Raw genomic sequence first — 23827 nt, 5'->3', positions numbered from 1 at the left:
TGAGGTATGAGCAAGATACCCAGCAAATCCGAGATCCTCGACTGGATCGAACAGAACCCCACGCTGACCGCCAAGCGCGACATCGCCAAAGCCTTTGGCATCAAAGGTGCGGCGCGGATCGACCTGAAGCGCGTGTTGAAAGAACTGGAGGCCGAGGGCCATCTGGAAAAGCGCCAGCGCAGCTATCAGGATCCGGATCGCTTGCCGCCTGTCTCGGTGCTGCTGGTCACCGGGCCGGACAAGGATGGTGATCTGTTTGCCAAGCCGATGGAATGGCATGGCGAGGGGAAAGAGCCCGTCGTGCTGTTGATCCCGCGCGACAGTGATCCCGCCCTTGGCGAAGGCGACCGCATTCTGGCACGGCTGACGCTGGTGAAAGGCGAAGACCACCATTATGAGGCGCGGCTGATCCGCCGCATTGGCAGCAATCCGAAAAAGGTCTTGGGCATCTTCCGCAAGGCTGCCGAGGGCGGGCGGATCGTGCCAATCGACAAGGGCGCTGACCGTGAATGGCGCGTCGGGGCGGACCATACCCACGGGGCCAAAGACGGTGAGCTGGTCGAAGCCGAGCAGGCCGGGCCAAAGGGGCGCATGGGCTCCCCCCGTGCCCGCATCGTCGAGCGGTTGGGCGACCCGTCCGAGCCGCGCGCGGTGTCGCTGATCGCGATCCACCAGCACGGCATTCCCGATGATTTCCCCGATAAGGTGGTCGAACAGGCCGATGCCGCCAAACCGCAGGGCCTTAAGGGCCGCGAAGACCTGCGTGACCTGCCGCTGGTCACCATCGACCCGTCCGATGCACGCGACCATGATGACGCCTGCTATGCCCATGCGGATGAGGACCCCAAGAACGAAGGCGGTCATGTCGTCTGGGTCGCCATCGCGGATGTGGCCGCCTATGTCACGCCCGGTTCAGCGCTGGATATCGAGGCGCGCAAACGGGGTAACTCGACCTATTTCCCCGACCGGGTGGTGCCGATGCTGCCGGATCGCCTGTCGGGCGATCTGTGCTCATTGCACGAAGGTGTCCCGCGCGCCTGTATCGCCGTGCGTATGGTGCTGGATGCCAAGGGCAACAAGACCGGCCATACGTTCCATCGCGGGCTGATGCGTTCGCCCGCATCCTTGCATTACGAAGAGGTGCAGGACGCCATTGACGGCAACCCGAACGACCGCACTGGCCCGCTGTTGGAACCTGTGCTGAAACCGCTTTATGCCGCCTACGGCGCGCTGAAAACCGCGCGGGCCGAGCGGCAGCCGCTTGAGTTGGACCTACCGGAACGCCGGATTGAGTTGGGTGACGATGGCAAAGTGAAATCGGTCAACTTCCGCGAACGGCTCGACGCGCATAAGCTGATCGAAGAGTTCATGGTGCTGGCCAATGTCGCCGCCGCCGAGACACTGCTGAAAAAGAAAACCCCGCTGCTGTTCCGTATCCACGAGGAACCCTCGCCGGAGAAGCTTGAGTCCTTGCGCGAAACGGCGCAGGCGGCAGGCTTTACCCTGGCCAAGGGGCAGGTGCTACAAACCGCGCATCTCAACCGCCTGCTGGATCAGGCGGCGGGGACGAATGATGCGGAACTGATCAACCTCAGCACCCTGCGGTCGATGACGCAGGCCTATTACGGGCCCGCGCATATCGGGCACTTTGGCCTCGCCCTGCGGTCCTATGCGCATTTTACCTCGCCGATCCGGCGCTATGCCGACCTGATTGTGCACCGCGCCCTGATCACGGCGCATGGCTGGGGCAAGGACGGTCTGACCCCGGAAGAGATCGAAGGGCTGGAACAGACCGGCGCGCATATCTCGGACACCGAGCGGCGCTCAATGGTGGCAGAGCGCGACACGACCGACCGCTACCTCGCCGCCTTCTTGTCAGAGCGTGTGGGCAACGAGTTCACCGGTCGGATCAGCGGCATCGCCCGGTTCGGGGCCTTCGTGAAGCTGGACGAGACTGGAGCGGATGGGCTGGTGCCGATGCGGTCTTTGGGGCGCGAGTACTTTCACCATGATCCAGAGGCGCAGACGCTGATGGGGTCCGATACCGGCATGATCATCGGCATCGGCCAACGGGTGACCGTACGGCTGGCCGAGGCGGTGCCCGTCACCGGGGGCATCGCACTGGAACTGCTTGAGATCGAAGATAAAAAGGTCAAGCAAGGCGGGGGTGGCAGTCGGCGCAGCCCGGCAGGCCGCAATCCGCGCGGCAAGGCCGTGAAGGCCAAGCGCAAGAAGGACAAGATCAAGCGCAAAGTGACCCGCACCCGCCGCTGAGGCGGCAAACAGGCGGAGCTTCGCGGATGGCCGCGCCCCTCCCTTTCCACCGGGGCGGGGCGGGCATAGGATTTGTCGCAACTCTATGAGGTGAGGCGATTATGATCCGGCACTACGCGATGATTTCAAGCATTCTTGCGACCGCAGGCATGGGGGCTCCGGCCTTTGGGTCTGGTCCTGCTGAATCTACGCGGCCCGCGCCGCGCACGTCGCAGGCCGTGGTTGTTTCCGCCACCCCGGCAGAGCAAGCCACCCCAGAGGCCACCGGAGATGAGGCCGGGTTGCGCGCTTGGGTGTCGGAATTACGGCCCCGCGCCCTGCAGCAGGGCATCGACCCGGATGTCTTTGACCGCGCGCTGGATACGGTGCTCTATGACACCGAGGTGATCCGCCGCGACCGCAACCAGTCGGAGTTTACCAAAACGATCTGGGATTACCTCGACACCGCGACCTCGGATCTGCGGGTGCAGAATGGGCAAAAGGCGTTGGCCCAGTGGGAGCGCACGCTGGAAGATATCGAAATCAAATATGGCGTTGAGAAAGAGATCGTCACCGCGATCTGGGGGCTAGAGAGCGCCTATGGCAGTTTCCGAGGCGGCGACAGCGTGCTGAATTCGCTGGCCACCCTCGCCTACGACGCGCGCCGGGCGGAGTTTTTCGAGGGCGAATTGCTGGACGCTCTGCGTATTTTGCAGGCGGGCGATACCGATGCAGAGCAATTGCGTGGCTCTTGGGCGGGCGCGATGGGGCATACGCAGTTCATGCCGTCGTCCTTCCACGCCCATGCCGTCGATTGGGACGGTGACGGGCGGCGGGACATTTGGGGCGACAACCCCAGCGATGCGCTGGCCTCTACCGCGGCATATCTCAAGCATTTCGGCTGGACGACGGGCCAGCCTTGGGGTGTCGAAGTGGCCCTGCCCGAGGGGTTTGACTATCTGCTGGCCGACCGGGAGGTGACCAAGACCCCGGCGGAATGGGCCCAACTTGGCGTGACCGCGCTGAGTGGTGACGCGGTTGCGGATCACGGGCCCGCGTCGATCCTGCTGCCCGCAGGCGCGCAGGGCGCGGCCTTTATGATCTTCCCGAATTTCGCGGTGATCGAGCGCTATAACACGGCGGATGCCTATGTCATCGGCGTCGGCCATTTGGCCGACCGGATCGGCGGCGCGGGGGAGATAAAGCAAGAGTGGCCCCGCGAGGACCGCGCGCTGAGCTTTGATGAGCGGATCGAATTGCAAACCCTGCTGACGAAGGCGGGTTTCGACACGCAAAAGATCGACGCCAAGATCGGCCCGCTGACCGTCAATGCCGTGCGCAGCTATCAACAGGCCGAGGGGATCGCGCCGGATGGCTATGCTTCGCCCCGGCTGCTGGCCCGACTGCGAAACGAATAAAGGGCCGCCCCCAAACGGGGGCAGCCCGGGTCGTTTAGGACGCAGCTTTCAGCATGTCCTTGTCTTTCAGATCGGCATAGGTCGCATCCAGCGCCTTGGTCGCCCGTGCGGCGAAGATCTTGATCTCCTCGGGCGTGATGACCAGCGGCGGAGAGATGATCATCCGGTCGCCGACATGGCGCATTACCAGATTATTGGCAAAGCAATGCTCCCGGCAGGTGTAGCCAGCGACGCCCCCGTCCGCGAATTGCGCACGGCTTTCCTTATCCGGCGTCAGCGGCAGAGACGCCATCAGGCCAGAGACGTTGACCCCGCCAACCAGCGGATGCTCTCCCAGCTTATCCAGCGCCTCTTTCAGCGCGGGGGCGGCGAAGTCTCGCACATGGTCGACGATGTTCTCTTCTTGCATGATGCGCAGGTTTTCCAGCGCCACGGCGGCACAGACCGGGTGACCGGAATAGGTGTAGCCATGGTTGAATTCGCAGGCGTTGATGACCTCGGCCACTTCGTCACAGACAATCGACCCGCCAATCGGCGCGTAGCCCGAGCTGAGGCCCTTGGCGATGGTCATGATATGCGGCTTGATCCCCATGGTTTGCGAGCCAAACCAGTTGCCTGTCCGGCCAAAGCCGCAGATCACCTCGTCGGCGATCAACAGAATGTCGTGTTTGTCGCAAATGCGCTGAATCTCGGGCCAGTAGGTGCTGGGCGGAATGACAACCCCGCCTGCACCCTGCACGGGTTCGGCAATGAAGGCGGCGACCTTGTCGGCGCCTAGTTCGACGATCTTCGCGTCCAGCTCCTGCGCCCGTTTCAGGCCAAAGTCCTCGGGCGACATATCCCCGCCCTCGGCATACCAATCGGGCTGGCCGATATGATGGATGCCGGGGATCGGCAGGCCGCCTTGCTCATGCATATAGGTCATGCCGCCCAGACTGGCCGACCCGACCGAAGAGCCGTGATAAGCATTCTTGCGGCTGATGATATGGCTCTTCTCGGGCTTGCCCTTTTGCGCCCAATAGGTGCGGACCATGCGCAGGTTGGTGTCGTTCGCCTCTGATCCGGACCCGGCGAAAAAGACATGGTTCAAATCACCGGGAGCGAGGTCGGCCAGTTCCTTGGCCAGCGCGATGGCGGGCACATGGGTCGTTTGGAAGAAGGTGTTGTAATAGGGCAGTTCGTTCATCTGCCGTGCGGCGACCTTGCCCATCTCTTCGCGGCCATAGCCAAGGTTCACACACCACAGCCCCGCCATCGCATCGAGGATTTCATTCCCCTCGCTGTCGGTCAGATAGATGCCCTTGGCCCGTGTGATGATGCGCGCGCCCTTGTCGCCCAAATCATCATTGGTGGTGAAAGGATGCATATGATGCGCCGCATCAAGCGCTTGAAGATCCGCGGTGGGGAGGTGATTCGTAATGGGCGGCATGTCTGTGCACCTTCTATCTGCGTGAAAAATAAGCTTCGCTGCAGAATATGATCAAATTATAGCATGTCAATCGAATCAACGCGGAATGGGCAACCCATCAAGGGCGGCGCGGATTTGGGTCATTCCTTGTGCAACATCGCCTGCCATGACCTCACCCGCCAATGCGGCATCCCCGGCGGCAAAGGCCGCAAGAAGTTCTGCGTGTTTATCGGGCAGATTGCTGGTGCCATAGCGCCCGCAAACCACGCGAAGCGAGGGGCCGAAACGCAGCCACAACCGGTCCACCGTGGCGGCCATGATGGGCGCTCCTGCAAGGTCGTAGATCATCCTGTGAAAGCTGTAGTTCTGCATCAGATAGCCACCGACATCGCCCCGATCAATGGCAAGGTTCAGCGCGTTGTCGCAATCATGCAGAGCGTTCAAACGCCCGTCTGTCATGCGGTTTGCGGCGCGTTTGGTCAGTTCCGGCTCTAGCGTTTCACGCATGAATCCCAGTTCTTCCAGCCCGGCGTGGGTCAGCTCTGGCACGGTGACACGGCGGTTGCCCAAATGGGTCAGCGCCCCTTCGGAGATCAGGCGTCGGATGGCCTCGCGCACGGGCGTCATGCCTGCATCCAACGCGGCGGTCAGACCTTGGATCGTAACCCCCTGTCCGGGGGCCAAATCGCCAAAGAGAATCATCTTGCGCAGACGTTCGTAAACATGCTGATGGATTGGTGTCTTGACCGCCGCATCGGCGGCGGGAAGCAATCTCGGATCGGTCTTTTCTGAACCCATGGGAGCGGTCTTTCCGTCTTGTTTCGCCGTGTGTTGCAGCATTTCATTCTGCATGAAAGCATAAACCATCTTGCCCGAGGAGGCAAAACTTGATCAAATTGACGAAAGGTGGGGATCAACCCGACCTGTCTAACGGGAGTATGAAATGAAACATGTGCTACTAAGCAGCGTCGCCGTCGCCACCTTGATGGCAGGTGCCGCCACTGCCGAAACGGTCCGCGTCTACAACTGGTCGGATTATATCGACGAATCCCTGCTGGATAAATTCGAAGAAGAGACCGGCATCGAACTGGTCTATGACGTGTTCGACAGCAACGAAGTGCTAGAGACCAAAATGCTGGCCGGTGGGTCGGGCTATGACGTGGTTGTCCCCTCGGGCACCTTCCTGCAGCGCCAGATCACTGCCGGTGCGTTTCAGCCGCTGGATGCCTCCAAGCTGCCCAACCTTGAAAATATGTGGGATGTGGTTTCCTCGCGGACCGAACAATATGATCCCGACAACGCGCATTCGATCAACTACATGTGGGGCACCACAGGCATCGGCGTGAACCTCGGCAAGGTCAAAGAAGCTTTGGGCGAAGACGCCCCGGTCGATTCTTGGGACCTGGTTTTCGACCCTGCCAATATGGAGAAACTGGCCGATTGCGGCGTGCATTTCCTCGATGCCCCGGCCGAGATGATCCCGGCGGCGCTGAACTACATCGGCGAAGACCCCAACAGCCATGACCCGGATGTGATCGCAAAGGCGGAGGAGGTCTTCATGCCGGTCCGCCCCTACATCCAAAAATTCCACTCCTCGGAATATATCAATGCTTTGGCCAACGGTGATGTCTGCGTCGCAGTCGGCTGGTCCGGCGATATTCTGCAGGCCCGCGACCGCGCGGCCGAAGCCGACAACGGCGTTGAGATCGCCTACAACGCCCCCTCCGAAGGGGCGCAGATGTGGTTCGACCAGATGGCCATCCCGGTCGACGCGCCAAACCCCGACGGCGCGCATAAGTTTCTGAACTTCATCATGGACGCCGAGAATATGGCGGCAGCGTCGAACTACGTGTACTACGCGAACGGCAACAAAGCCTCGCAAGAGCATTTGGTCGAGGATGTGATCGGCGACCCGGCGATCTACCCTTCCGAAGCGGCGCTGAACAACCTGTTCACCACCACACCCTACCCGCCGAAAGTGCAGCGCGTGGTGACCCGGCTCTGGACCAAGATCAAGTCTGGTACCTGATCCGAGACAGGGGGTGCGGCCAGTCTGGTCGCGCCCCTTTTTCTTGCCCCGCGACCCGATCAAAGCCCGATCAAAGCCCGAGCAAAGGATGTCTCAACCGTGAGCCCAACCGTCTTCGCCCCCTGGAACGACCCCGACGAAAAACCGCTCATTCGCTTTAAGAATGTAACTAAGAAATTCGGTGAATTCGTCGCCATCGACGACCTGTCTTTGGACATTTATGCGCAGGAATTCTTTGCTCTGCTGGGCCCATCGGGCTGCGGCAAGACGACGATGATGCGGATGCTGGCGGGGTTTGAAAACCCAACCTCCGGGCAAATCGAACTGGCCGGGCAAGACATCGGCCCGGTGCCGCCGAACAAACGGGCGGTGAACATGATGTTCCAGTCCTATGCGCTGTTCCCGCATCTTAGCATCTGGGACAACATCGCCTTTGGTCTGCGCCGCGACAAAATGGACAAGGACGCGATTGCGGCCCGTGTGGCCGAGATGCTGAAACTGACCCGGCTAGAGAAATTCGCCCGCCGCAAACCGCATCAGATCTCCGGCGGCCAACGGCAGCGCGTTGCACTGGCGCGGTCGCTGGCAAAAGCGCCGAAGCTTTTGCTTTTGGATGAACCCTTGGGCGCGCTCGATAAAAAGCTGCGCCAAGACACCCAGTTCGAGCTGATGGATATTCAAGAATCCACCGGCACCACTTTTGTCATCGTGACCCACGACCAAGAAGAGGCGATGACCGTCGCCTCCCGCGTGGCGGTGATGGACGAGGGGCGCGTCATTCAGGTGGCCACCCCGGCTGAAATCTATGAGGCACCGAATTCCGTCTACGTGGCCGACTTCATCGGCGACGTGAACATCATCGAAGCCAGCACCAAGGCCATTGGCCAAGACCAATATCATCTGAACTGGATCGACGGGCAGCCGCCGCTGACCGCGACCTCTGCCGTGCCGTTCAGCGAGGGGCAGCAGGCCCATCTGGCGATCCGACCCGAGAAGATTCGTATCTCGACCGACCGGCCCGAGGATGCCCCCAATGCGCTACAGGGCAAAGTGCTCGACATCGCGTATCTGGGAAACCTCAGCACCTATCACGTCGAACTGCCCGGGGGGCAGGTGATCAAAGCGCAGACGGCCAACACCCGCCGCATCGCGCGGCGCGATATCACTTGGGAAGATCCAGTTTGGATTTCATGGAGCGCCACCGCAGGCGTCTTGTTGGCGCAATGAATATGCGTCGCTTCGCCCTGATCGCGGTCCCCTATTTCTGGCTGCTGGCGCTGTTTTTGGTGCCTTTCCTGATTGTTTTCAAAATCTCCTTGTCTGACACGGCGCTGGCGATTCCGCCCTACACGCCGACCATCAAGGATGGCATCGGCGCGCTGATCGCCCAATTGGATTTCGAGAATTTCACCTTCCTCGCCTCCGACGATCTGTATTGGAAAGCCTACCTTAGTTCGCTGCGCATCGCTGTGGTCTCGACCGTCTTTACGCTGTTGGTCGGCTATCCTATCGCCTACGGCATGGCCCGCGCCCCCGAAGAGTGGCGCGCCACATTGATGATGTTGGTGATCTTACCCTTCTGGACCTCCTTCCTGATCCGCGTCTATGCGTGGATGGGCATTCTCAGCAACGAAGGGCTGCTGAATCAATTGCTGATGGGGTTGGGTCTAACGGCAGAGCCTTTACAGATCCTTAATACCAATACGGCAGTCTATATCGGCATCGTCTATACCTACCTGCCGTTCATGATCTTGCCGATTTACGCTGCGCTGGACCGTCTGGATGAATCGCTAAACGAGGCCGCCGAAGATTTGGGCTGTTCGCGGCTGCAAGCCTTCTGGCTGGTAACGATCCCGTTGTCGCGCAATGGCATCGTGGCGGGCAGTTTTCTGGTCTTCATCCCCGCCTTGGGCGAATTCGTGATCCCCTCGCTACTGGGCGGGTCGGGCACGCTGATGATCGGCAAAGTGCTTTGGGAAGAGTTCTTTAACAACCGCGACTGGCCGGTGGCGAGCGCCGTTGCCGTGATCTTGCTGCTGATCCTGATCATCCCGATCATCCTGTTCCAGCGCAACCAGCAGAAACAGGCGGAGGCCGAACAATGAAGCGGATGACATGGTTCAACGTGACCTCACTGACGCTGGGGTTTGCCTTTCTTTACCTGCCGATGATCATTCTGGTGATCTACAGCTTCAACGCCTCGAAACTGGTGACGGTTTGGGCCGGTTTTTCGACCCGCTGGTATAGCGAGTTGCTGCAAAACGAAGCCTTCTTGAACGCCGCTTGGGTCACGATCAAGGTCGCGGTGATTTCGTCGTCGATCGCCACGGTGCTGGGCACGATGGCCGCCTATGTGCTGGTGCGCGGCGGGCGCTTTATGGGGCGAACGCTGTTTTCCGGTATGATCTACGCGCCGCTGGTGATGCCCGAGGTGATCACCGGCCTGTCGCTGCTTTTGCTGTTCATCGGCATCGGGCTGGACCGGGGCGTGCTGACCATCGTGCTGGCGCATACGACCTTTTCGATGTGCTACGTCTCGGTCGTCGTGTCTTCGCGGCTGGTGTCTTTTGACCGCTCGTTGGAGGAGGCCGCGCTTGATCTGGGTTCGTCTCCTTGGGAGGCGTTTCGTCTGGTCACCCTGCCGATCATCGCGCCTGCGGTGATCTCGGGCTGGCTCTTGGCCTTCACGCTGAGCCTTGATGATCTGGTGATCGCCTCCTTCACCGCGGGGCCATCGGCGACCACGCTGCCGATCAAAATCTTCAGCGCCGTGCGTTTGGGGGTTTCGCCTGAGATCAACGCGCTGTCGACGATCATGATCGCCATCGTCACTGTCGGTGTCATCACCGCGTCGTTGGTCAGCAAACGCTCCAGCCTACGCGCGCAAGAGGAGGCCCGTGCGGCGGAACGGCCCGCCTCATGAGGCGCATTTACGCGGATTTCGCCTATTCCGAGACACCGCGCGCGGGCTGCTGGTGGGATGAAACCTGCGCCGCGCCGGATCGTGCGGCGCAGGAGGGAGAAGAGCGCGCCGATGTGGTGATCATCGGCGGCGGGTTCACCGGTCTCAATGCGGCACTGCATCTGGCGCAAGCCGGGGTAGGGGCCACGGTGCTGGAGGCCGAGCGCGTTGGCTTTGGCGCCTCTGGGCGCAACGGGGGCTTTTGCTGTCTGGGCGGCGGGATGCTCGACGATGCGGCGCTCGACCGCAAATTCGGGCGGCAAGAGCGGCTTGCGTGGCGGCAGGCCGAGAGGGCGGCGATCCAGCAGGTGGAGGATTTTATCACCACCCGCGATGTCGATGTAGACCGTCATTCCCAAGGCGAAACCCAACTGGCCCACCGCCCGCGCGATTTCGATGAGATGCGCGGCAAGCTGGATTACTACGCAGAGAACTACGGTGTCACGGCACGGCTGACCGAAAAGACCGACCTTGCTGCCGAAGGGCTGAACGCGGGCTTCGAAGGTGCGATCACTGTGCCGATTGGATTTGGCCTGAACCCCCGCAAATATGTGACCGCCCTAGCGCAGGCCGCAGAAGACGCGGGGGCCACGGTCTATCACAACAGCCTAGCCCTCAACGTGACACGGCGCGACGGCGCATTCGACGTCACCACCCCCAAGGGGCGCATCCGCGCCGAGCGGGTGATCATCGCCACCAACGGCTATTCCTCCGAAGACCTGCCGCCGTGGCTTGCCGCACGTTACATGCCAACGCAGTCCAGCGTGATCGTGACCCGCCCAATGACCGAGGCAGAGTTGTCTGCCCAAGGCTGGACCAGCCGACAGGCCTGCTATGACAGCCGCCACCTGCTGCATTACTTCCGCCTGATGCCCGACAATCGCATGTTGTTCGGTGTGCGCGGCGGTCTGCTGTCGAGCCCAGCGTCCGAGGCGCGCGCCCTGCGCCGCGCGCGGGCAGATTTCGAGGCGATGTTCCCCGCGTGGCGCGATGTAGAGACACCGCATGGATGGTCCGGAATGGTCTGTATCGCCCGCAACCGCATGCCCTTTGTAGGCGAGGTGCCGGATCAGCCGGGCATGTTCGCGGGGCTGTGCTACCACGGCAATGGTGTGGCGATGGCAAGCTATTCCGGTGCGCTTTTGGCTGATCTGGTACGCGGCAAGACGCCAGAGCGGCCCTACCCCGCCCCCATGCGCGCCCCGCTTGCGCGGTTCGAGTTGGGCCGCTTTCGCCGGGCGGTCATGCCCTTTGCCTATGCGGGGTTTGCGCTGTCGGACCGTTAAAGGCGCTTAGCCTTGCTCTGACGCTCCGCGTTCTTTTGCCAGCATGATCTGACGTTGGCGCTCGCGAAAACGCTCTTTGTCGGCGTCCGATGTCTCTTCCGCACACTGATGACAGGACACGCCAGCCTCATAGGCGGGGTGTGTCGTATCGTCAGGCAGGATCGGGCGGCGGCAGCCGTGGCAGAGCATATGCGGCCCTTCGCGCAGCCCGTGGCCAACGCTGACGCGGTTGTCGAAGACAAAGCAATCGCCTTCCCAAGTGCTTTCTTGTTCGGGCACCTCTTCGAGGTATTTCAGGATGCCGCCCTTAAGGTGAAAGACATCTTCAACCCCCTGACCGATCAGATAGTTGGTCGATTTCTCGCAGCGGATGCCGCCAGTGCAGAACATCGCGATCTTCTTGTTGTGGAAGCGGTCTTTGTTCGCCTCCCACCATTCGGGGAATTCGCCGAAACTTTCGGTCTGCGGGTCGACCGCCCCTTCAAAGGTGCCGATGGCCACTTCGTAATTGTTGCGCGTGTCGATCACCGCCACATCGGGCGAGCGGATCAACTCGTTCCACTCTTTGGGGTCGACGTAGTGCCCAACCTTGGCGCGCGGATCGACATCGGGCTGGCCCATGGTGACGATCTCACGCTTGATGCGGACCTTCATCTTGCCAAAAGGCGGCTTGTCGCTTGCGGCCTCTTTCCACTCCAGATCGGCGCAGCCGGGCAGGGCGCGCAGATGGGCGATCACCGCGTCGATCCCGGCGCGGGGTCCGGCGATTGTGCCGTTCACCCCTTCGGGGGCCAAAAGCAGCGTGCCCATGACCGATTGCGCCTCGCAAAGCGCCAGCAGCGCAGGCTTGAGCGCTGCGGGATCCTCAAAACGGGTGAAGTGATATAGGGCGGCAATGGTATACATGAGCGTCAAATAAGCGCTTCGGGCGCAAAGCTCAATCCGGGGCGTGCCATTGACCTAACCCACCCGCAGCCCTACCCCTTTGAGAGGAGGAGACTGCCCATGACCCATGCCCTGATCGTGATCGACGTCCAAAATGATTTCTGCCCCGGCGGCGCGCTGGAAGTGCCCCAAGGCGATGAGATTCTGCGCGGCATCAATGCGCTGATGTCTGAGTTCGACGCCGTGGTCTTGACGCAGGATTGGCACCCGGCGGGGCATTCGTCATTCGCCTCTTCGCATAAGAACAATACGCCTTATGAGATCGTCACCATGCCCTACGGCCCGCAGGTGCTGTGGCCCGATCATTGCATCCAAGGCAGCATCGGCGCGCAGTTCCACCCCGAGCTGCAAGCCGACCGCGCCGATCTGATCATCCGCAAGGGCTATAACCCCGACATCGACAGCTATTCGGCGTTTTTTGAGAATGATCACCGCACCCCCACGGGGCTCGAAGGCTACCTGCGCACGCGCGGGATCGAACGGCTGACGATGGTTGGGCTGGCGCTGGATTTCTGCGTGAACTTCTCGGCTGTGGATGCGGCAAAGCTGGGGTTCAAGGTGGATGTCCGCGAAGACCTGTGCCGCGCGATCGATCTGGACGGGTCGCTGGCCAAAGCCCGCGAAGGCATGCGCGCGGCGGGGGTGACGCTGGCCTAATCCGCCGCTTTCCCCTTGCCCATCTGGCCGCGCCCTTGGCATGAAGGGGCATGCAATAAGGAACCTCCCATGGTCGACATCGCCACCCGCGTCTATAACCACAAGTGGAAGATCGACCCCATCGTGCGGTCGCTGATCGACACGGATTTCTACAAGCTGCTGATGTGCCAGTCGGTGTTTCGCAACAAGCCGGACACGCAGGTCACCTTTAGCCTGATCAACCGCTCCACCCACATCCCGCTGGCCAAGCTGATCGACGAGGGGGAGCTGCGCGAGCAGTTGGATCACATCCGCTCGCTTAGCCTCAGCCGCGGTGAGAGCACTTGGCTGCGCGGCAATACCTTTTACGGCAAGCGCCAGATGTTCCGTCCCGATTTCATGGAGTGGTTCGAAGGCATGCGCCTGCCACCCTACCATCTGGAGCGGAAGGGCGATCAATATGAGCTGACCTTTGAGGGCAAATGGCACGAGGTCATGCTGTGGGAGATCCCCGCGCTGGCGGTGCTAATGGAGCTGCGCAGCCGCGCGGCGCTCGACCCGATGGGCAAGTTCGAGCTTCAGGTGCTTTACGCCCGCGCCATGACCCGCGTCTGGGAGAAAATCGAAGCGCTGCGCGAGGTGGATAACCTCTCGATTGCGGACTTTGGCACCCGGCGGCGGCATTCGTACCTCTGGCAAGACTGGTGCGTGCAGGCGATGCATGAGGGGCTGGGAAATGCTTTCACCGGCACCTCTAACTGCCGCATCGCCATGATGCGCGAACTAGAGGCGATTGGCACCAACGCCCATGAGCTGCCGATGGTCTATGCCGCGCTGGCCGATGATGATGCCGAACTTGCCCGCGCACCTTACGACGTGCTGTCGGATTGGCATGACGAACACGAAGGCAATCTGCGGATCATCTTGCCGGATACCTATGGCACCAAGGGTTTCCTTGATCACGCGCCGGATTGGCTGGCGGGCTGGACCGGCATCCGCGTCGACAGCGGTGATCCGGCCACGGCGGCGCAGACGGCCATCGACTGGTGGCGCGCGAGGGGGGAGGATCCGACGACAAAGCGAGTGATCTTTAGCGACGGGCTCGATGTGGACAAGATTAAGGAGTTGCATGCGCAGTTCGCGGGCAAGGCCAAAGTTTCCTTCGGCTGGGGCACCTTGCTGACCAATGACTTCCGTGGGCTGGTGCCGAATGATGCGCTGGCGCCGTTCAGCCTTGTCTGCAAAGCGGTCAGCGCTAATGGGCGGCCTACGGTCAAACTCTCGGACAACCCGAACAAGGCGATGGGCCCGGCGGATGAGATCGCGCGCTACAAACGGGTCTTCGGGGTAGGAGAGCAGGACGCGCAGCAGGTGATCGTCTAAGGGTCAGTCCTGACCAATGGCCGTCATCGGAAATTCCGCCGTGGCGATCAATCCGTCGGACTGCCAGTCATAGTGCAACGTGCCACCGACCGCGCGGGTCAGCGATTGGATGATCCGCGAGCCGCTGTCGCGGTCGGATTTCGTCACCTCCGGGCCACCGATTTCCTGCCAGACGAATCGCAGACGGGCGGGCGCTTGAAGAAGCGCGATGTCCAGCGACACCCGCCCCGTCTCGGTGCTGAGCGCGCCATGTTTCACCGCGTTTGTCGCCAGCTCATGCAGGGCCAGCGTCAATGGTGAGACGAGGCGGTGCGAAATCAGCGGGTTCGCCCCCGAGAGTTTGATCTGCTCTTCGGTGGCCGAGGTATAGGCGCGAATGATCGGCCCTATCAGGGTTTTAAAATCCACCTCATGCTGGTCACTGCGGCCAATCGTGTCGAAATGCGCCGCGCCCAAAGCCGAAAGCCGGTCGATCACCTTTTTGGCAAAGGCTGCTGGGGTCGGCTCTTCGCGGGCGGTCAAACGGACCATGGCGGTCATGACGTTCACAATATTGCGCAGCCGGTGCAGCAACTCGTCATCGGCCAGTTTGCGGTGTTCGCTTTCTAATCGGCGGCGTTCGGAGACATCGAGTTGCGAGCCGAAGAAATAGATCAGGTTGCCGTCTTCGTCATTGATCGGGCCCAGTTGCAGGGCGTTCAGAAAGCGGCTGCCGTCTTTGCGGTAGTTCACGATCTCGACCGTATCGACCCGGCGGCCCAACAGGATGTTGCGCACCGCGTCGATACTTTCGCGCGTGGTATCCGGCCCTTGCAAAAAGCGGCAGTTCTGCCCGACAATCTCCTCCAAGCGGTAGCCGGTAAGATCGGTGAAAGCCTCATTAACATAGACGATCGGATTGTCCGGCAGGGTCGGGTCGGTGATGCACAGCGGCAAGCGGGCGTAGCGCACGACCTTGCCTAAAACGTCATCGGTCAGGGTCTGCCGAGCGGCCGAGACCGTCTTGTCGTTCATGAATTGCCGCCCTTCGCTCGAAACTGGCCGACAATGTGCCCTGTGCGTGGCTTTTGGGTCAACCCGCATACTGGGGTTTGGGCCATATTTGTCTACTAGATGCTGTATGCGCGATCGCGTTTCGTCTTGCTCAATAAATGCGGCTTGTCATGAAGGGTCGAAAATGCGTAATTGAGGGCGCTTGGTGTCCCGAGAAGCGCCTGTTGGTGTGGGACCGAAAAGGGAATTCAGTAAGGGGTCGCATGACCCCGAAGCCGAAGCCGCCCCCGCGACTGTAAGCGGTGAGCCAATGCCCCTCGTGCCACTTGTCCATTCGGACGGGGAAGGCGGGCAAAGGTCACGACCCGCGAGCCAGGAGACCTGCCAGGCAAGTGAAACGCTAGATGCCGTCGGGTGTGACGGTAAGGAGAATGAATATGACGACAATGATTAAGACCGCCGGCGCCACGCGCAGCAAATTCGTACCCGCGCTGTTCGCCGCCGTATTGGGCGTTGCCCTCATGGCGCTGACCGGCCATGTGCAGGCCGCAGCTCTGCATGATGCCGCCCATGACGTGCGCCACGCGACAGGCTTTCCCTGCCACTAAGCGCCACGTCATTATCACATGGGTCCGGGCTGCCAGCACGCAGTCCGGCTATCTGTGATTCTGCCGTCCGTCTGCTTTTGCTAGCCTCTTGTTGATCCGCTGTGCTCACTTTCCATCGCATATCGCGTTGGGAAGGGCCTACCACGTCTAGAGGTCTGGTGACGGTCTCGGTCCGCTTCTTGCGCGGCGCCGTCTTTCATTTCGTATCCAAGGACCGTTTCGATGTTCTCTCGTTTCCTAACCTCCGCCCTCTTTGCTGGGGCGTCCGCCGGTTTGCTGACCGGCCTGCTGCAGCTCTATTTCGTGCAGCCCGTTCTACTGCACGCCGAACTTTATGAGACCGGCGCACTGGTGCATTTCGGTGCTGATGCGGTCAGCGCGCATCCCGATTTGCCCGGTTTCGATGCCGTCCGCGATGGGCTGAGCCTGATTTTCACGATGCTGACCTATACCGCCTATGCGCTGATCCTCCTTGCCGCGATGAGCTTTGGCGAAGAGCGCGGCGCGTTGATCGATGGCCGCTGGGGCATCCTTTGGGGTATGGCGGGTTTCGTCGCTTTTCACCTCGCGCCGGGGTTCAGCCTTGCGCCCGAGGTGCCCGGCGTGGCCGCGGCAGATATCACCGCGCGGCAGATCTGGTGGTTCGCCACGGCCGGGGCGGCGCTGGTGGCGCTCTGGCTGCTGGCCTTCGGCAATGGTTGGGCCGCATGGATCGGCACGGCGGTGTTGCTGTTGGCCCCGCATGTCGTCGGTGCACCCGAGCCCGACAGCTTCAGCGGCCCGGTGCCCACTGAGATCGGCGCGCTTTTTGCCGCCCGCGCACTTGGTATCGGCCTTGCCGCATGGGTTCTGCTGGGCAGCTTCGCCGGGTACTTTTGGCAACGTGAAGGCGCGCGTAGCGCCTGAGGGAGGTCAAGATGGACAGATCACTGGCACTATTCGCCATCGGATTGGTCTTTGGCGGTGGCATTGGTTTTGCCATCGCCGCAAGCAACGGTGTGACCTTCGACGGCCATGACCATGGCGACCCTGCCGCCCATGGCGGGATGGACCACGGCGGCGCAGACCACGCACGTATGAACGGCCAGCCTATCGCGCTTGCCGCCGAAGACGCCCCCAGCCTCGCGATCCGCGTGACACCTGACCCAATGTCAGGCCATAACCTTTACGTAGAGACCGAAGGCTTTGCCTTTGCCCCGCAAAACGCCAGCGGGGACAACCAACCGGGCGAGGGCCACGCCCATGTCTATGTCAACGGCACCAAGATCGGGCGGCTTTATGGCCCGTGGCTGCATCTGCCTGATCTGCCCAAGGGCGCGGTCACGGTTGAGGTCACGCTTAATGCCAATGACCACCGCCCCTTGGTGGTAAACGGTGCGCCGATTACCGCGCGCGAGGTGCTGATAGTTGAATAATCGCCCCGCTTCCCCTTTTCATAACGGGCCGGAGCGCATACCCGGCACGCATAACCCGATGGGACCAGATCAATGAGCACGACCCTACATGTCTGCATGACTTGCCGCGCAGGCGAGGTGCTGGAAGAAGACGCACCGCGCCCCGGCGCGCAGCTTCATGCCGCCCTTGACGCCACAGGCGCGCCCGAAGGCGTGACCATCGTGCCGGTGCAATGTCTTTCCGCCTGTTCGCAGGGGGCCGCCGTGGCGCTCTCTGCGCCGGGCAAATGGTCCTATGTTTATGGTCGTCTGACCAAGGAAGACGCCGCCGACATCCTTGCCGGTGCCGCCGCCTATGCCGCCACCGAAGACGGGTTGGTGCCATGGCGCGAACGCCCGGTCATCTTTCGCAAGCAAAGCCTTGCGCGTATCCCCCCTTTGACCCTGCCGCAGGAGCCTTCCGCATGAGCGATCTCGCCAAAATTCCCGTTACCGTCATCACCGGCTTTCTCGGCGCTGGTAAAACCACGCTGATCCGCCACCTGATGACCAATGCAGGCGGGCGTCGCCTTGCCGTGCTGGTCAATGAGTTTGGCACCGTGGGTGTGGATGGCGACATCCTGAAATCCTGCGCCATCGACGATTGCCCGGCTGAGAATATCGTCGAGCTGGCCAATGGCTGTATCTGCTGCACCGTGGCGGATGACTTTATCCCGACCATCGAGGCGCTGATGGCCCTGCCGACCCGCCCCGATCACATCCTGATCGAAACCTCCGGGCTGGCCTTGCCGAAACCACTGCTGAAAGCCTTTGACTGGCCCGCGATCCGGTCCAAGATCACCGTTGATGGAGTCATCGCGCTGGCCGATGCCGAGGCCGTGGCCGCGGGCACTTTCGCCGCTGATGTCGCCGCCGTAGATGCGCAGCGTCTGGCCGATGACAGCCTTGACCACGAAACCCCGCTCTCTGAGGTTTTCGAAGATCAAATCTCCTGCGCCGATATCATCTTGATGTCCAAGGCCGATCTGGCCGGTCCAGAAGGGCTCGCCAAGGCACGCAAGGTGATCGAAGACGAAAGCCCGCGCGAGATTCCGATCCTTGAGATGACCGAAGGCGTGATTGACCCCAAGGTCGTGCTGGGCCTCAACGCCGCTGCCGAAGACGACCTCGCCGCGCGCCCCTCGCATCATGACGGCCACGACGATCACGAGCATGACGATTTTGAAACCGTGGTGATCCCGATGCCGGAAGTGGCGGATGTCGATGCACTGGTGGCTTCAATCGAACGGCTTGCGCGCGAACAGAACATCCTGCGCGTCAAAGGCTATGTCGCTGTCGAGGGCAAACCGATGCGCCTGTTGGTGCAGGCCGTGGGCGCGCGGGTGCGTCAGCAGTTCGACCGCCCTTGGGGCAGGGATCTGCGCGCGGGGCATTTGGTGGTCATCGCGGAACATGACGACATCAACCTCGCCGCGATCCGCGACGTATTGGGAGCCTAACCGCGCATGCATGTCGTCTTTCGCGAAAGCCACGGGTTGGAGGATACCGACACCCCCTATGATCCGGGCCAAACGCCTGCTGATCTGGTGGTGCTGTCGTTTTCCGACAGTGATCTGGGCGCTTTCGCGGCAGGCTGGCATCGCGGTGGCGGCAAGGAGGGCAAGCTGCCCTCCCTGCGGTTGTGCAACCTTGTGGCGCTGCGGCACCCTGCGTCGGTCGACAACTACATCGAACAGACGTTGACCGGGGCCAAGGGCATCCTGATCCGCCTCATCGGGGGCGAGAACTATTGGCCCTACGGCATCATGCAGGTCCAAGATTTCGCCCGCCGGAATGACATCGCACTGGCCGTGCTGCCCGCCGATGGGCGCGAAGACCCGGGGCTGGACGCGCATTCAACGCTGCCTGTCTCTACCCTGCGCCGTCTTGCGCATCTATGTGACGCGGGCGGGCCAGTGGCGGCGCAGGCCGCACTTGCGCAGATGGCGCTGGCGGCGGGGTTCTATGCCGGGCCGGTGATGGGCACGAAAACGGTGCCCGACTGCGGCTACTACGACCCTGACCAAGGTGTTGTTTCCTTCGCTGATGCGGCGGGCGACACGGTTGCTATCACCTTCTACCGCAGCTACCTGCTGGCTGCCGATACCGCGCCCGTCGATGCGCTGATCCGCGCGTTGCGTGCGGCTGGGCTGAACGCCATTGGGCTGTTCGTCCCTTCGCTGAAATCCGATCCCGCGCGGGCCTTTTTGGACGATGCATTGGCGGCGATGAAGCCTGTCGCAATTATCAATGCCACCGCCTTCTCGGGGCGCGGCGATGACGGCACCTCCCCACTCGACGCACCGGGCTGCCCGGTATTTCAAGTGGCACTTTCAACCGCGCGGCGGCGTGATTGGGACGAGAGCGAGCGCGGCCTTTCGCCCGCCGATCTGGCCATGCATGTGGTCCTGCCCGAGGTGGATGGCCGTATTTTCACCGGCGTCGTCAGTTTCAAAAGCCCCGAAAAACGCGACCCCGATCTGCAATATTCCCGCTTTGCCCACCGGGCCGAGGATGCCCGCATCGCCGCCGTGGTGGCGCGTGTGCTGGGCTGGCATCGTCTGGCGCAGACCCCTGCGGACGCGCGCAAACTGGCACTGGTGCTCTCGACCTATCCGGGGCGGGACGATCAACTGGCCCACGCGGTCGGGCTCGATGCGCTGGCCAGTGTCGAAGATATGCTGATGCGGCTGGCGGGCGAGGGCTATAGCGTCACGCCGCAGATCGGTTTTGGCCGGAGCCTGACCGAACAGCGCATTTCGTGGTCGCTTGCCGACTACCACGCCGCCTTGGCCAGCCTGCCACAGACGCTGCGCGATGACCTTCGCGACGCATGGGGCGCGGTTGAGGATGATCCGCTGGTTCAAGATGGCGCGTTCCACTTCGCCGCGCAAACCTGCGGCAACGCGCTGGTCGCGCTGCAACCGGAACGCGGCGATCTGCAAGACCGCGAAGACAGCTATCACGACCTCGCCCGCACCCCGCGCCATTCCTATGTGGCCTTCTACTTCTGGCTGCGCGCACAGGGGCACCACGCGTTGGTGCACATCGGCGCGCATGGCACGCTGGAATGGCTGCCGGGCAAGGCTGTGGCTCTGTCGGACGACTGCTGGCCCGAGGCGCTGACCGGCGATCTGCCGGTGATCTATCCGTTCATCGTCAATGATCCCGGCGAAGCGGCACAGGCCAAGCGGCGCATCGGGGCGGTGACGCTGGGCCATCTGCCCCCGCCGCTGAAAGACAGCGAAACGCCCGAGGGGCTGTTGCGGCTGGAACGGCTGCTGGATGAATATTCTACCGCCGATGGGCTCGACCCCGCGCGCCGCGACCGTCTGGTCGACACGATCCGCGCCGAGGCGCAGGCGGCGGGGGTCGAAGATGACCTTGGCCTTGATGCCGCCAGTTCCGCCGCCGAGGCGTTGACCCGGATCGACCGTTTCGTCTGTGACATAAAGGAGAGCCAATACGGCGATGGCCTCCACATTTTTGGCGCGGGAGAGGGCGAATGGGATGGGCTGCTGACCGCGCTTGCGGGGCGGCGCGTCACTGCTGGTCCTTCCGGCTCCCCCTATCGCGGGCGCTCGGATGTGTTGCCTACGGGGCGCAACCTCTATGCGGTTGATCCGCGCGGGGTGCCCAGCCGGGCTGCCCATGCGCAGGGCGTTAAGCTGGCCGAAGAATTGCTGCGGCGCCATCTGCAAGACAACGGCGACTGGCCGCGCGGGTTGGTGATTGACCTTTGGGGCTCCGCCACCATGCGCACGGCGGGCGAAGAAGTCGCTATGGCCATGCATCTCGCGGGGCTTGCGCCAAAATGGGATGACGGCAGTGAGCGGGTGTCGGGCTTCGAGGTGATCCCTCTGACCCTGTTGGACCGTCCGCGCATCGATGTGACGTTGCGCATCTCAGGCCTGTTCCGCGATGTGTTTCCGGGGCTGGGGCAGATTTTTGAAGCAGGTTCAGCCGCGCTGGCCGAGCGTGAAGAAGCGCCCGATATGAACCCCTACCTCACCCGCACGCCGCGCGTCTTTGGCCCTAAGCCCGGCCTTTACGGCGTGAACATGGAAGCGGCTCTGCAAGACTACTCGGACGCAGGTCGCGCCGCGGCGGGGGAGGCGTGGCTGAGCGGATCAGAGTGGGCGATCAACGCCCAAGGCGAGGCGCATAAGGACCGCGCCGCGCTGGAGGCGCAGTTGCACCGCGCCGATGGCTTTGCCCATGTGCAAGACTTGGCCGAAAGCGATATCCTGCTCGCGTCGGACTATGCCAGCCACGAAGGTGGTTTTGCCGCCGCGATGGCGCATCTTGGGGCGCAGAAACCGTCGATGTACCACCTTGATCACACCCGCGCTGGCAGCCCCCGCGCGCGGTCCATGCCTGAGGAAATCGCCCGTGTCGTGCGCGCCCGTGCCGCCAATCCCGGCTGGGCCAGCGGCATGATGCGCCACGGTTTTCGCGGCGCGGCAGAGGTGGCGGCGACGCTCGACAACCTCGCCGCCTTTGCGCATTTGACGCGCGAAGTGCCTGCGCATCTCTTTGACCTTTATTTCGATGCCACGCTGGGCCGCGACGATCTGGTGGCCTTTCTGGAGGCCGAGAACCCCGCCGCTTTGCAGGCCATGCGCGACCGTTTCGCAGCCCTTCGAGACGCAGGGCTTTGGATGACCCGCCGCAATTCGATCTCGGCCACTTTGGACGGGGTGGAGTGAGCACGGCCCCCGTCATCAAGGGCTGGTGCCCCGGCGCGCTGCGGCCAATGCTGTCGGGCGATGGGCTGGTGGTCCGCCTCCGGGTGCCGCAGGGGCGGTTGACCCCGGCTCAAGCGCGGGGCGTGGCAGAGCTGTCGCTGCGTTATGGCAACGGGATGCTTGACCTGTCGAACCGGGGCAATCTGCAACTGCGTGGGATTGATCCCGAGCGGCATGAGGGGCTGATCGACGCGCTTCGTGCGCTAGCATTGATTGATGTGAATGAGGGGGCTGAACGGCGGCGCAACCTCATGGTGATGCCCTTCTGGCAAGCGGGCGATGATACGGATCATCTGACCCAGCAGTTGACCGCCGCTGCGCAGAGCCACGCGCTGCCCGCTGTCTCCAGCAAATTCGGCTATGCGGTCGATGCCGGGGCGCAGCCGGTGTTGCAGGCAGACCCCGCCGACATTCGATTTGAGCGGGCGGCGGACGGGCGGCTTTTGCTCTGCGCTGAGGGGGCGGAGATGGGAAAGCCCATCTCCCGCGATACCGCCGTGACCGAGGCCATCGCTTTGGCCGCATGGGTTCGCGCGCAGGGTGCCACCCGTGCCGCCCGCGCATTAGAGGCGGGGGCGACCTTACCTCCCGGTTTCGACCATCCCCGCCAAAGCGCCCTCAGCACTCCGACGCTCGGCCTTTATCCGGCGGGGGCGCTGGTCGCCTGCGCTTTTGGTCAGATGGACGCGGAAACGCTCACCGCCCTTGCCGACCTCGGCCCTTTGCGCCTGACCCCGTGGCGGATGGTGCTGATCGAAGGTGCCACCGAACTCCCCGACTTGCCTAGCCTTATCACCGATGCCGCCGACCCGCTCTTGCGCGTTGTCGCCTGTATCGGCGCGCCCGGTTGCGCACAGGGCCGGGGCGAGACGCGCGGGCTGGCGCGGCGCCTTGCTGCCGTGGTGCCAAAGGGGCAACGCCTGCATGTCTCGGGCTGCGCCAAGGGCTGCGCCGCGCCGCGTGCCACAGACATCACCCTGACCGCCACCGCGCCAGCGCGCTATGACCTCATCCAAGAGGGTCGCGCCGATGCCCCACCTGACCTGCGCGGGCTGTCCCCCGCCGCCATCGCCTCTTACCTTAGAAAGTCCGCCGATGCCCCATAGCTATATCACCGACGGTGCCGAGATTTACCGCCAGTCCTTTGCCACCATCCGTGCCGAGGCGGCGCTAGCGCGTTTCACCCCCGAAGAAGAGATCGTCGCCGTGCGCATGATCCACGCCGCGGGCATGGTCGGGCTGGAGGAACACATCCGCTTTTCCGAAGGCATGGCCGTGGCCGCGCGGGCGGCGCTGGAGGACGGCGCGCCGATCCTCTGCGACGCCTACATGGTCAGCGAAGGCATCACCCGCAAACGCCTGCCGCGCGAGAATGAGGTGATCTGCACCCTGCGCGACCCCTCAGTGCCGGATTTGGCCGCCGAGATGAGCAACACCCGCTCCGCCGCCGCGCTGGAACTGTGGCGGCCGCATCTGAAAGGCGCGGTGGTGGCCATCGGCAATGCGCCGACGGCGCTGTTTCACCTGCTCAACATGCTCGAAGACCCCGACTGCCCGCGCCCGGCGGCGATCATCGGCTGCCCGGTGGGCTTCATCGGCGCGGCGGAATCGAAAGATGCGTTGATGCAAGATTTGCCAGTGCCTTCGATGATCGTGCAGGGGCGTTTGGGCGGCTCGGCGATCACCGTGGCGGCGGTGAACGCGCTGGCAAGCAGGGTGGAATGA

21 protein-coding genes and 1 riboswitch are annotated in these 23827 nt (G+C 62.5%); of the genes, 17 read left to right on the top strand and 4 right to left on the bottom strand.

Translation table 11 applies throughout. The annotated features are described in order from the left end of the window. Window positions 1-6: 6 nt before the first annotated feature. Both rnr and K3762_RS16995 read left to right on the top strand, forming a co-directional pair. Window positions 7-2274: a ribonuclease R gene (rnr, locus tag K3762_RS17000; RefSeq protein WP_260010698.1), complete on the top strand. Its 2268-nt coding sequence runs from the start codon at window positions 7-9 to the stop codon at window positions 2272-2274. Between the two features lie 101 nt (window positions 2275-2375). After that, window positions 2376-3671: a lytic murein transglycosylase gene (locus K3762_RS16995; protein WP_132443889.1), complete on the top strand. Its 1296-nt coding sequence runs from the start codon at window positions 2376-2378 to the stop codon at window positions 3669-3671. 34 nt (window positions 3672-3705) lie between these two features. Here the strand turns inward: K3762_RS16995 and K3762_RS16990 are convergent, their stop codons facing one another. Both K3762_RS16990 and K3762_RS16985 read right to left on the bottom strand, forming a co-directional pair. After that, on the bottom strand, window positions 3706-5100 hold the full coding sequence (locus K3762_RS16990; protein ID WP_132443888.1) for an aspartate aminotransferase family protein: 1395 nt from the start codon (window positions 5098-5100) through the stop codon (window positions 3706-3708). A gap of 75 nt (window positions 5101-5175) precedes the next feature. Beyond that, window positions 5176-5877 carry a GntR family transcriptional regulator gene (locus K3762_RS16985; RefSeq protein WP_132443887.1) on the bottom strand — a complete coding sequence of 234 codons (702 nt, stop codon included), beginning with the start codon at window positions 5875-5877 and terminating at the stop codon, window positions 5176-5178. A 145-nt stretch (window positions 5878-6022) separates the two neighbouring features. Here K3762_RS16985 and K3762_RS16980 point away from each other — a divergent pair, with 145 nt between their 5' ends. The 5 genes from K3762_RS16980 to K3762_RS16960 all read left to right on the top strand — a co-directional run bounded on the left by K3762_RS16980 (window position 6023) and on the right by K3762_RS16960 (window position 11356). Next, complete coding sequence (locus tag K3762_RS16980; RefSeq protein WP_132443886.1) at window positions 6023-7108, top strand: polyamine ABC transporter substrate-binding protein; 1086 nt, start codon at window positions 6023-6025, stop codon at window positions 7106-7108. Window positions 7109-7207: 99 nt separating this feature from the next. Beyond that, complete coding sequence (locus K3762_RS16975) at window positions 7208-8335, top strand: ABC transporter ATP-binding protein (protein ID WP_120352054.1); 1128 nt, start codon at window positions 7208-7210, stop codon at window positions 8333-8335. A 2-nt stretch (window positions 8336-8337) separates the two neighbouring features. After that, window positions 8338-9213, top strand: coding sequence for an ABC transporter permease subunit (locus K3762_RS16970; protein WP_120352053.1), 876 nt, complete (start codon window positions 8338-8340; stop codon window positions 9211-9213). Next, a complete protein-coding gene (locus K3762_RS16965) occupies window positions 9210-10031 on the top strand; it encodes an ABC transporter permease (protein ID WP_120352052.1) in 822 nt (273 codons plus the stop codon). The genes K3762_RS16970 and K3762_RS16965 overlap by 4 nt, the downstream gene beginning before the upstream one ends. Beyond that, window positions 10028-11356: an FAD-binding oxidoreductase gene (locus K3762_RS16960; RefSeq protein ID WP_132443885.1), complete on the top strand. Its 1329-nt coding sequence runs from the start codon at window positions 10028-10030 to the stop codon at window positions 11354-11356. Before K3762_RS16965 ends, K3762_RS16960 begins: the two co-directional genes overlap by 4 nt. Before the next feature lie 6 nt (window positions 11357-11362). On the opposite strand, the gene K3762_RS16955 is transcribed toward K3762_RS16960, so the two are convergent. Further along, entirely contained in the window at window positions 11363-12262 is a 900-nt protein-coding gene (locus K3762_RS16955; RefSeq protein WP_132444170.1) for a rhodanese-related sulfurtransferase, read from the bottom strand. A 99-nt stretch (window positions 12263-12361) separates the two neighbouring features. On the opposite strand from K3762_RS16955, the gene pncA reads away from it, so the two are divergent. Together pncA and pncB are read left to right on the top strand one after the other, a co-directional pair. Continuing rightward, window positions 12362-12958, top strand: a complete 597-nt coding sequence (pncA, locus tag K3762_RS16950; RefSeq protein WP_132443884.1) for a bifunctional nicotinamidase/pyrazinamidase — start codon at window positions 12362-12364, stop codon at window positions 12956-12958. A gap of 69 nt (window positions 12959-13027) precedes the next feature. Continuing rightward, window positions 13028-14320: a nicotinate phosphoribosyltransferase gene (gene pncB, locus K3762_RS16945; RefSeq protein WP_132443883.1), complete on the top strand. Its 1293-nt coding sequence runs from the start codon at window positions 13028-13030 to the stop codon at window positions 14318-14320. Between the two features lie 3 nt (window positions 14321-14323). On the opposite strand, the gene K3762_RS16940 is transcribed toward pncB, so the two are convergent. Next, window positions 14324-15334 (bottom strand): PAS domain-containing protein, encoded by a 1011-nt coding sequence (locus tag K3762_RS16940; protein WP_132443882.1) that lies wholly within the window; start codon window positions 15332-15334, stop codon window positions 14324-14326. Window positions 15335-15499: 165 nt separating this feature from the next. Beyond that, window positions 15500-15717, top strand: a riboswitch (cobalamin riboswitch). A gap of 33 nt (window positions 15718-15750) precedes the next feature. Between K3762_RS16940 and K3762_RS16935 the strand changes: the two genes are divergently transcribed. The 8 genes from K3762_RS16935 (at window position 15751) to K3762_RS16900 (ending at window position 23827) form a co-directional block, all read left to right on the top strand. Next, the gene (locus K3762_RS16935) at window positions 15751-15921 is read left to right on the top strand and encodes a CbtB-domain containing protein (RefSeq protein WP_132443881.1); all 171 of its coding nucleotides are present in this window, start codon (window positions 15751-15753) and stop codon (window positions 15919-15921) included. Window positions 15922-16143: 222 nt separating this feature from the next. Further along, window positions 16144-16827 carry a CbtA family protein gene (locus tag K3762_RS16930; RefSeq protein ID WP_132443880.1) on the top strand — a complete coding sequence of 228 codons (684 nt, stop codon included), beginning with the start codon at window positions 16144-16146 and terminating at the stop codon, window positions 16825-16827. Between the two features lie 11 nt (window positions 16828-16838). Further along, window positions 16839-17336 carry a hypothetical protein gene (locus K3762_RS16925; RefSeq protein ID WP_260010694.1) on the top strand — a complete coding sequence of 166 codons (498 nt, stop codon included), beginning with the start codon at window positions 16839-16841 and terminating at the stop codon, window positions 17334-17336. Between the two features lie 72 nt (window positions 17337-17408). Next, window positions 17409-17783 (top strand): DUF1636 domain-containing protein, encoded by a 375-nt coding sequence (locus tag K3762_RS16920; protein WP_120352043.1) that lies wholly within the window; start codon window positions 17409-17411, stop codon window positions 17781-17783. Beyond that, the gene (cobW, locus tag K3762_RS16915) at window positions 17780-18814 is read left to right on the top strand and encodes a cobalamin biosynthesis protein CobW (RefSeq protein WP_260010691.1); all 1035 of its coding nucleotides are present in this window, start codon (window positions 17780-17782) and stop codon (window positions 18812-18814) included. The genes K3762_RS16920 and cobW overlap by 4 nt, the downstream gene beginning before the upstream one ends. A gap of 6 nt (window positions 18815-18820) precedes the next feature. Beyond that, window positions 18821-22063: a cobaltochelatase subunit CobN gene (cobN, locus tag K3762_RS16910; RefSeq protein ID WP_260010688.1), complete on the top strand. Its 3243-nt coding sequence runs from the start codon at window positions 18821-18823 to the stop codon at window positions 22061-22063. Beyond that, window positions 22060-23208, top strand: coding sequence for a precorrin-3B synthase (gene cobG, locus K3762_RS16905; protein ID WP_260010685.1), 1149 nt, complete (start codon window positions 22060-22062; stop codon window positions 23206-23208). The genes cobN and cobG overlap by 4 nt, the downstream gene beginning before the upstream one ends. Beyond that, entirely contained in the window at window positions 23198-23827 is a 630-nt protein-coding gene (locus tag K3762_RS16900; RefSeq protein ID WP_132443876.1) for a precorrin-8X methylmutase, read from the top strand. Before cobG ends, K3762_RS16900 begins: the two co-directional genes overlap by 11 nt.

This window comes from Sulfitobacter sp. W074 (assembly GCF_025142275.1).
GTDB lineage: Bacteria > Pseudomonadota > Alphaproteobacteria > Rhodobacterales > Rhodobacteraceae > Sulfitobacter > Sulfitobacter profundi.
The sequence above is the reverse complement of the archived record's forward strand: the minus strand, read 5'-3'. Positions and strand labels throughout refer to the sequence as shown.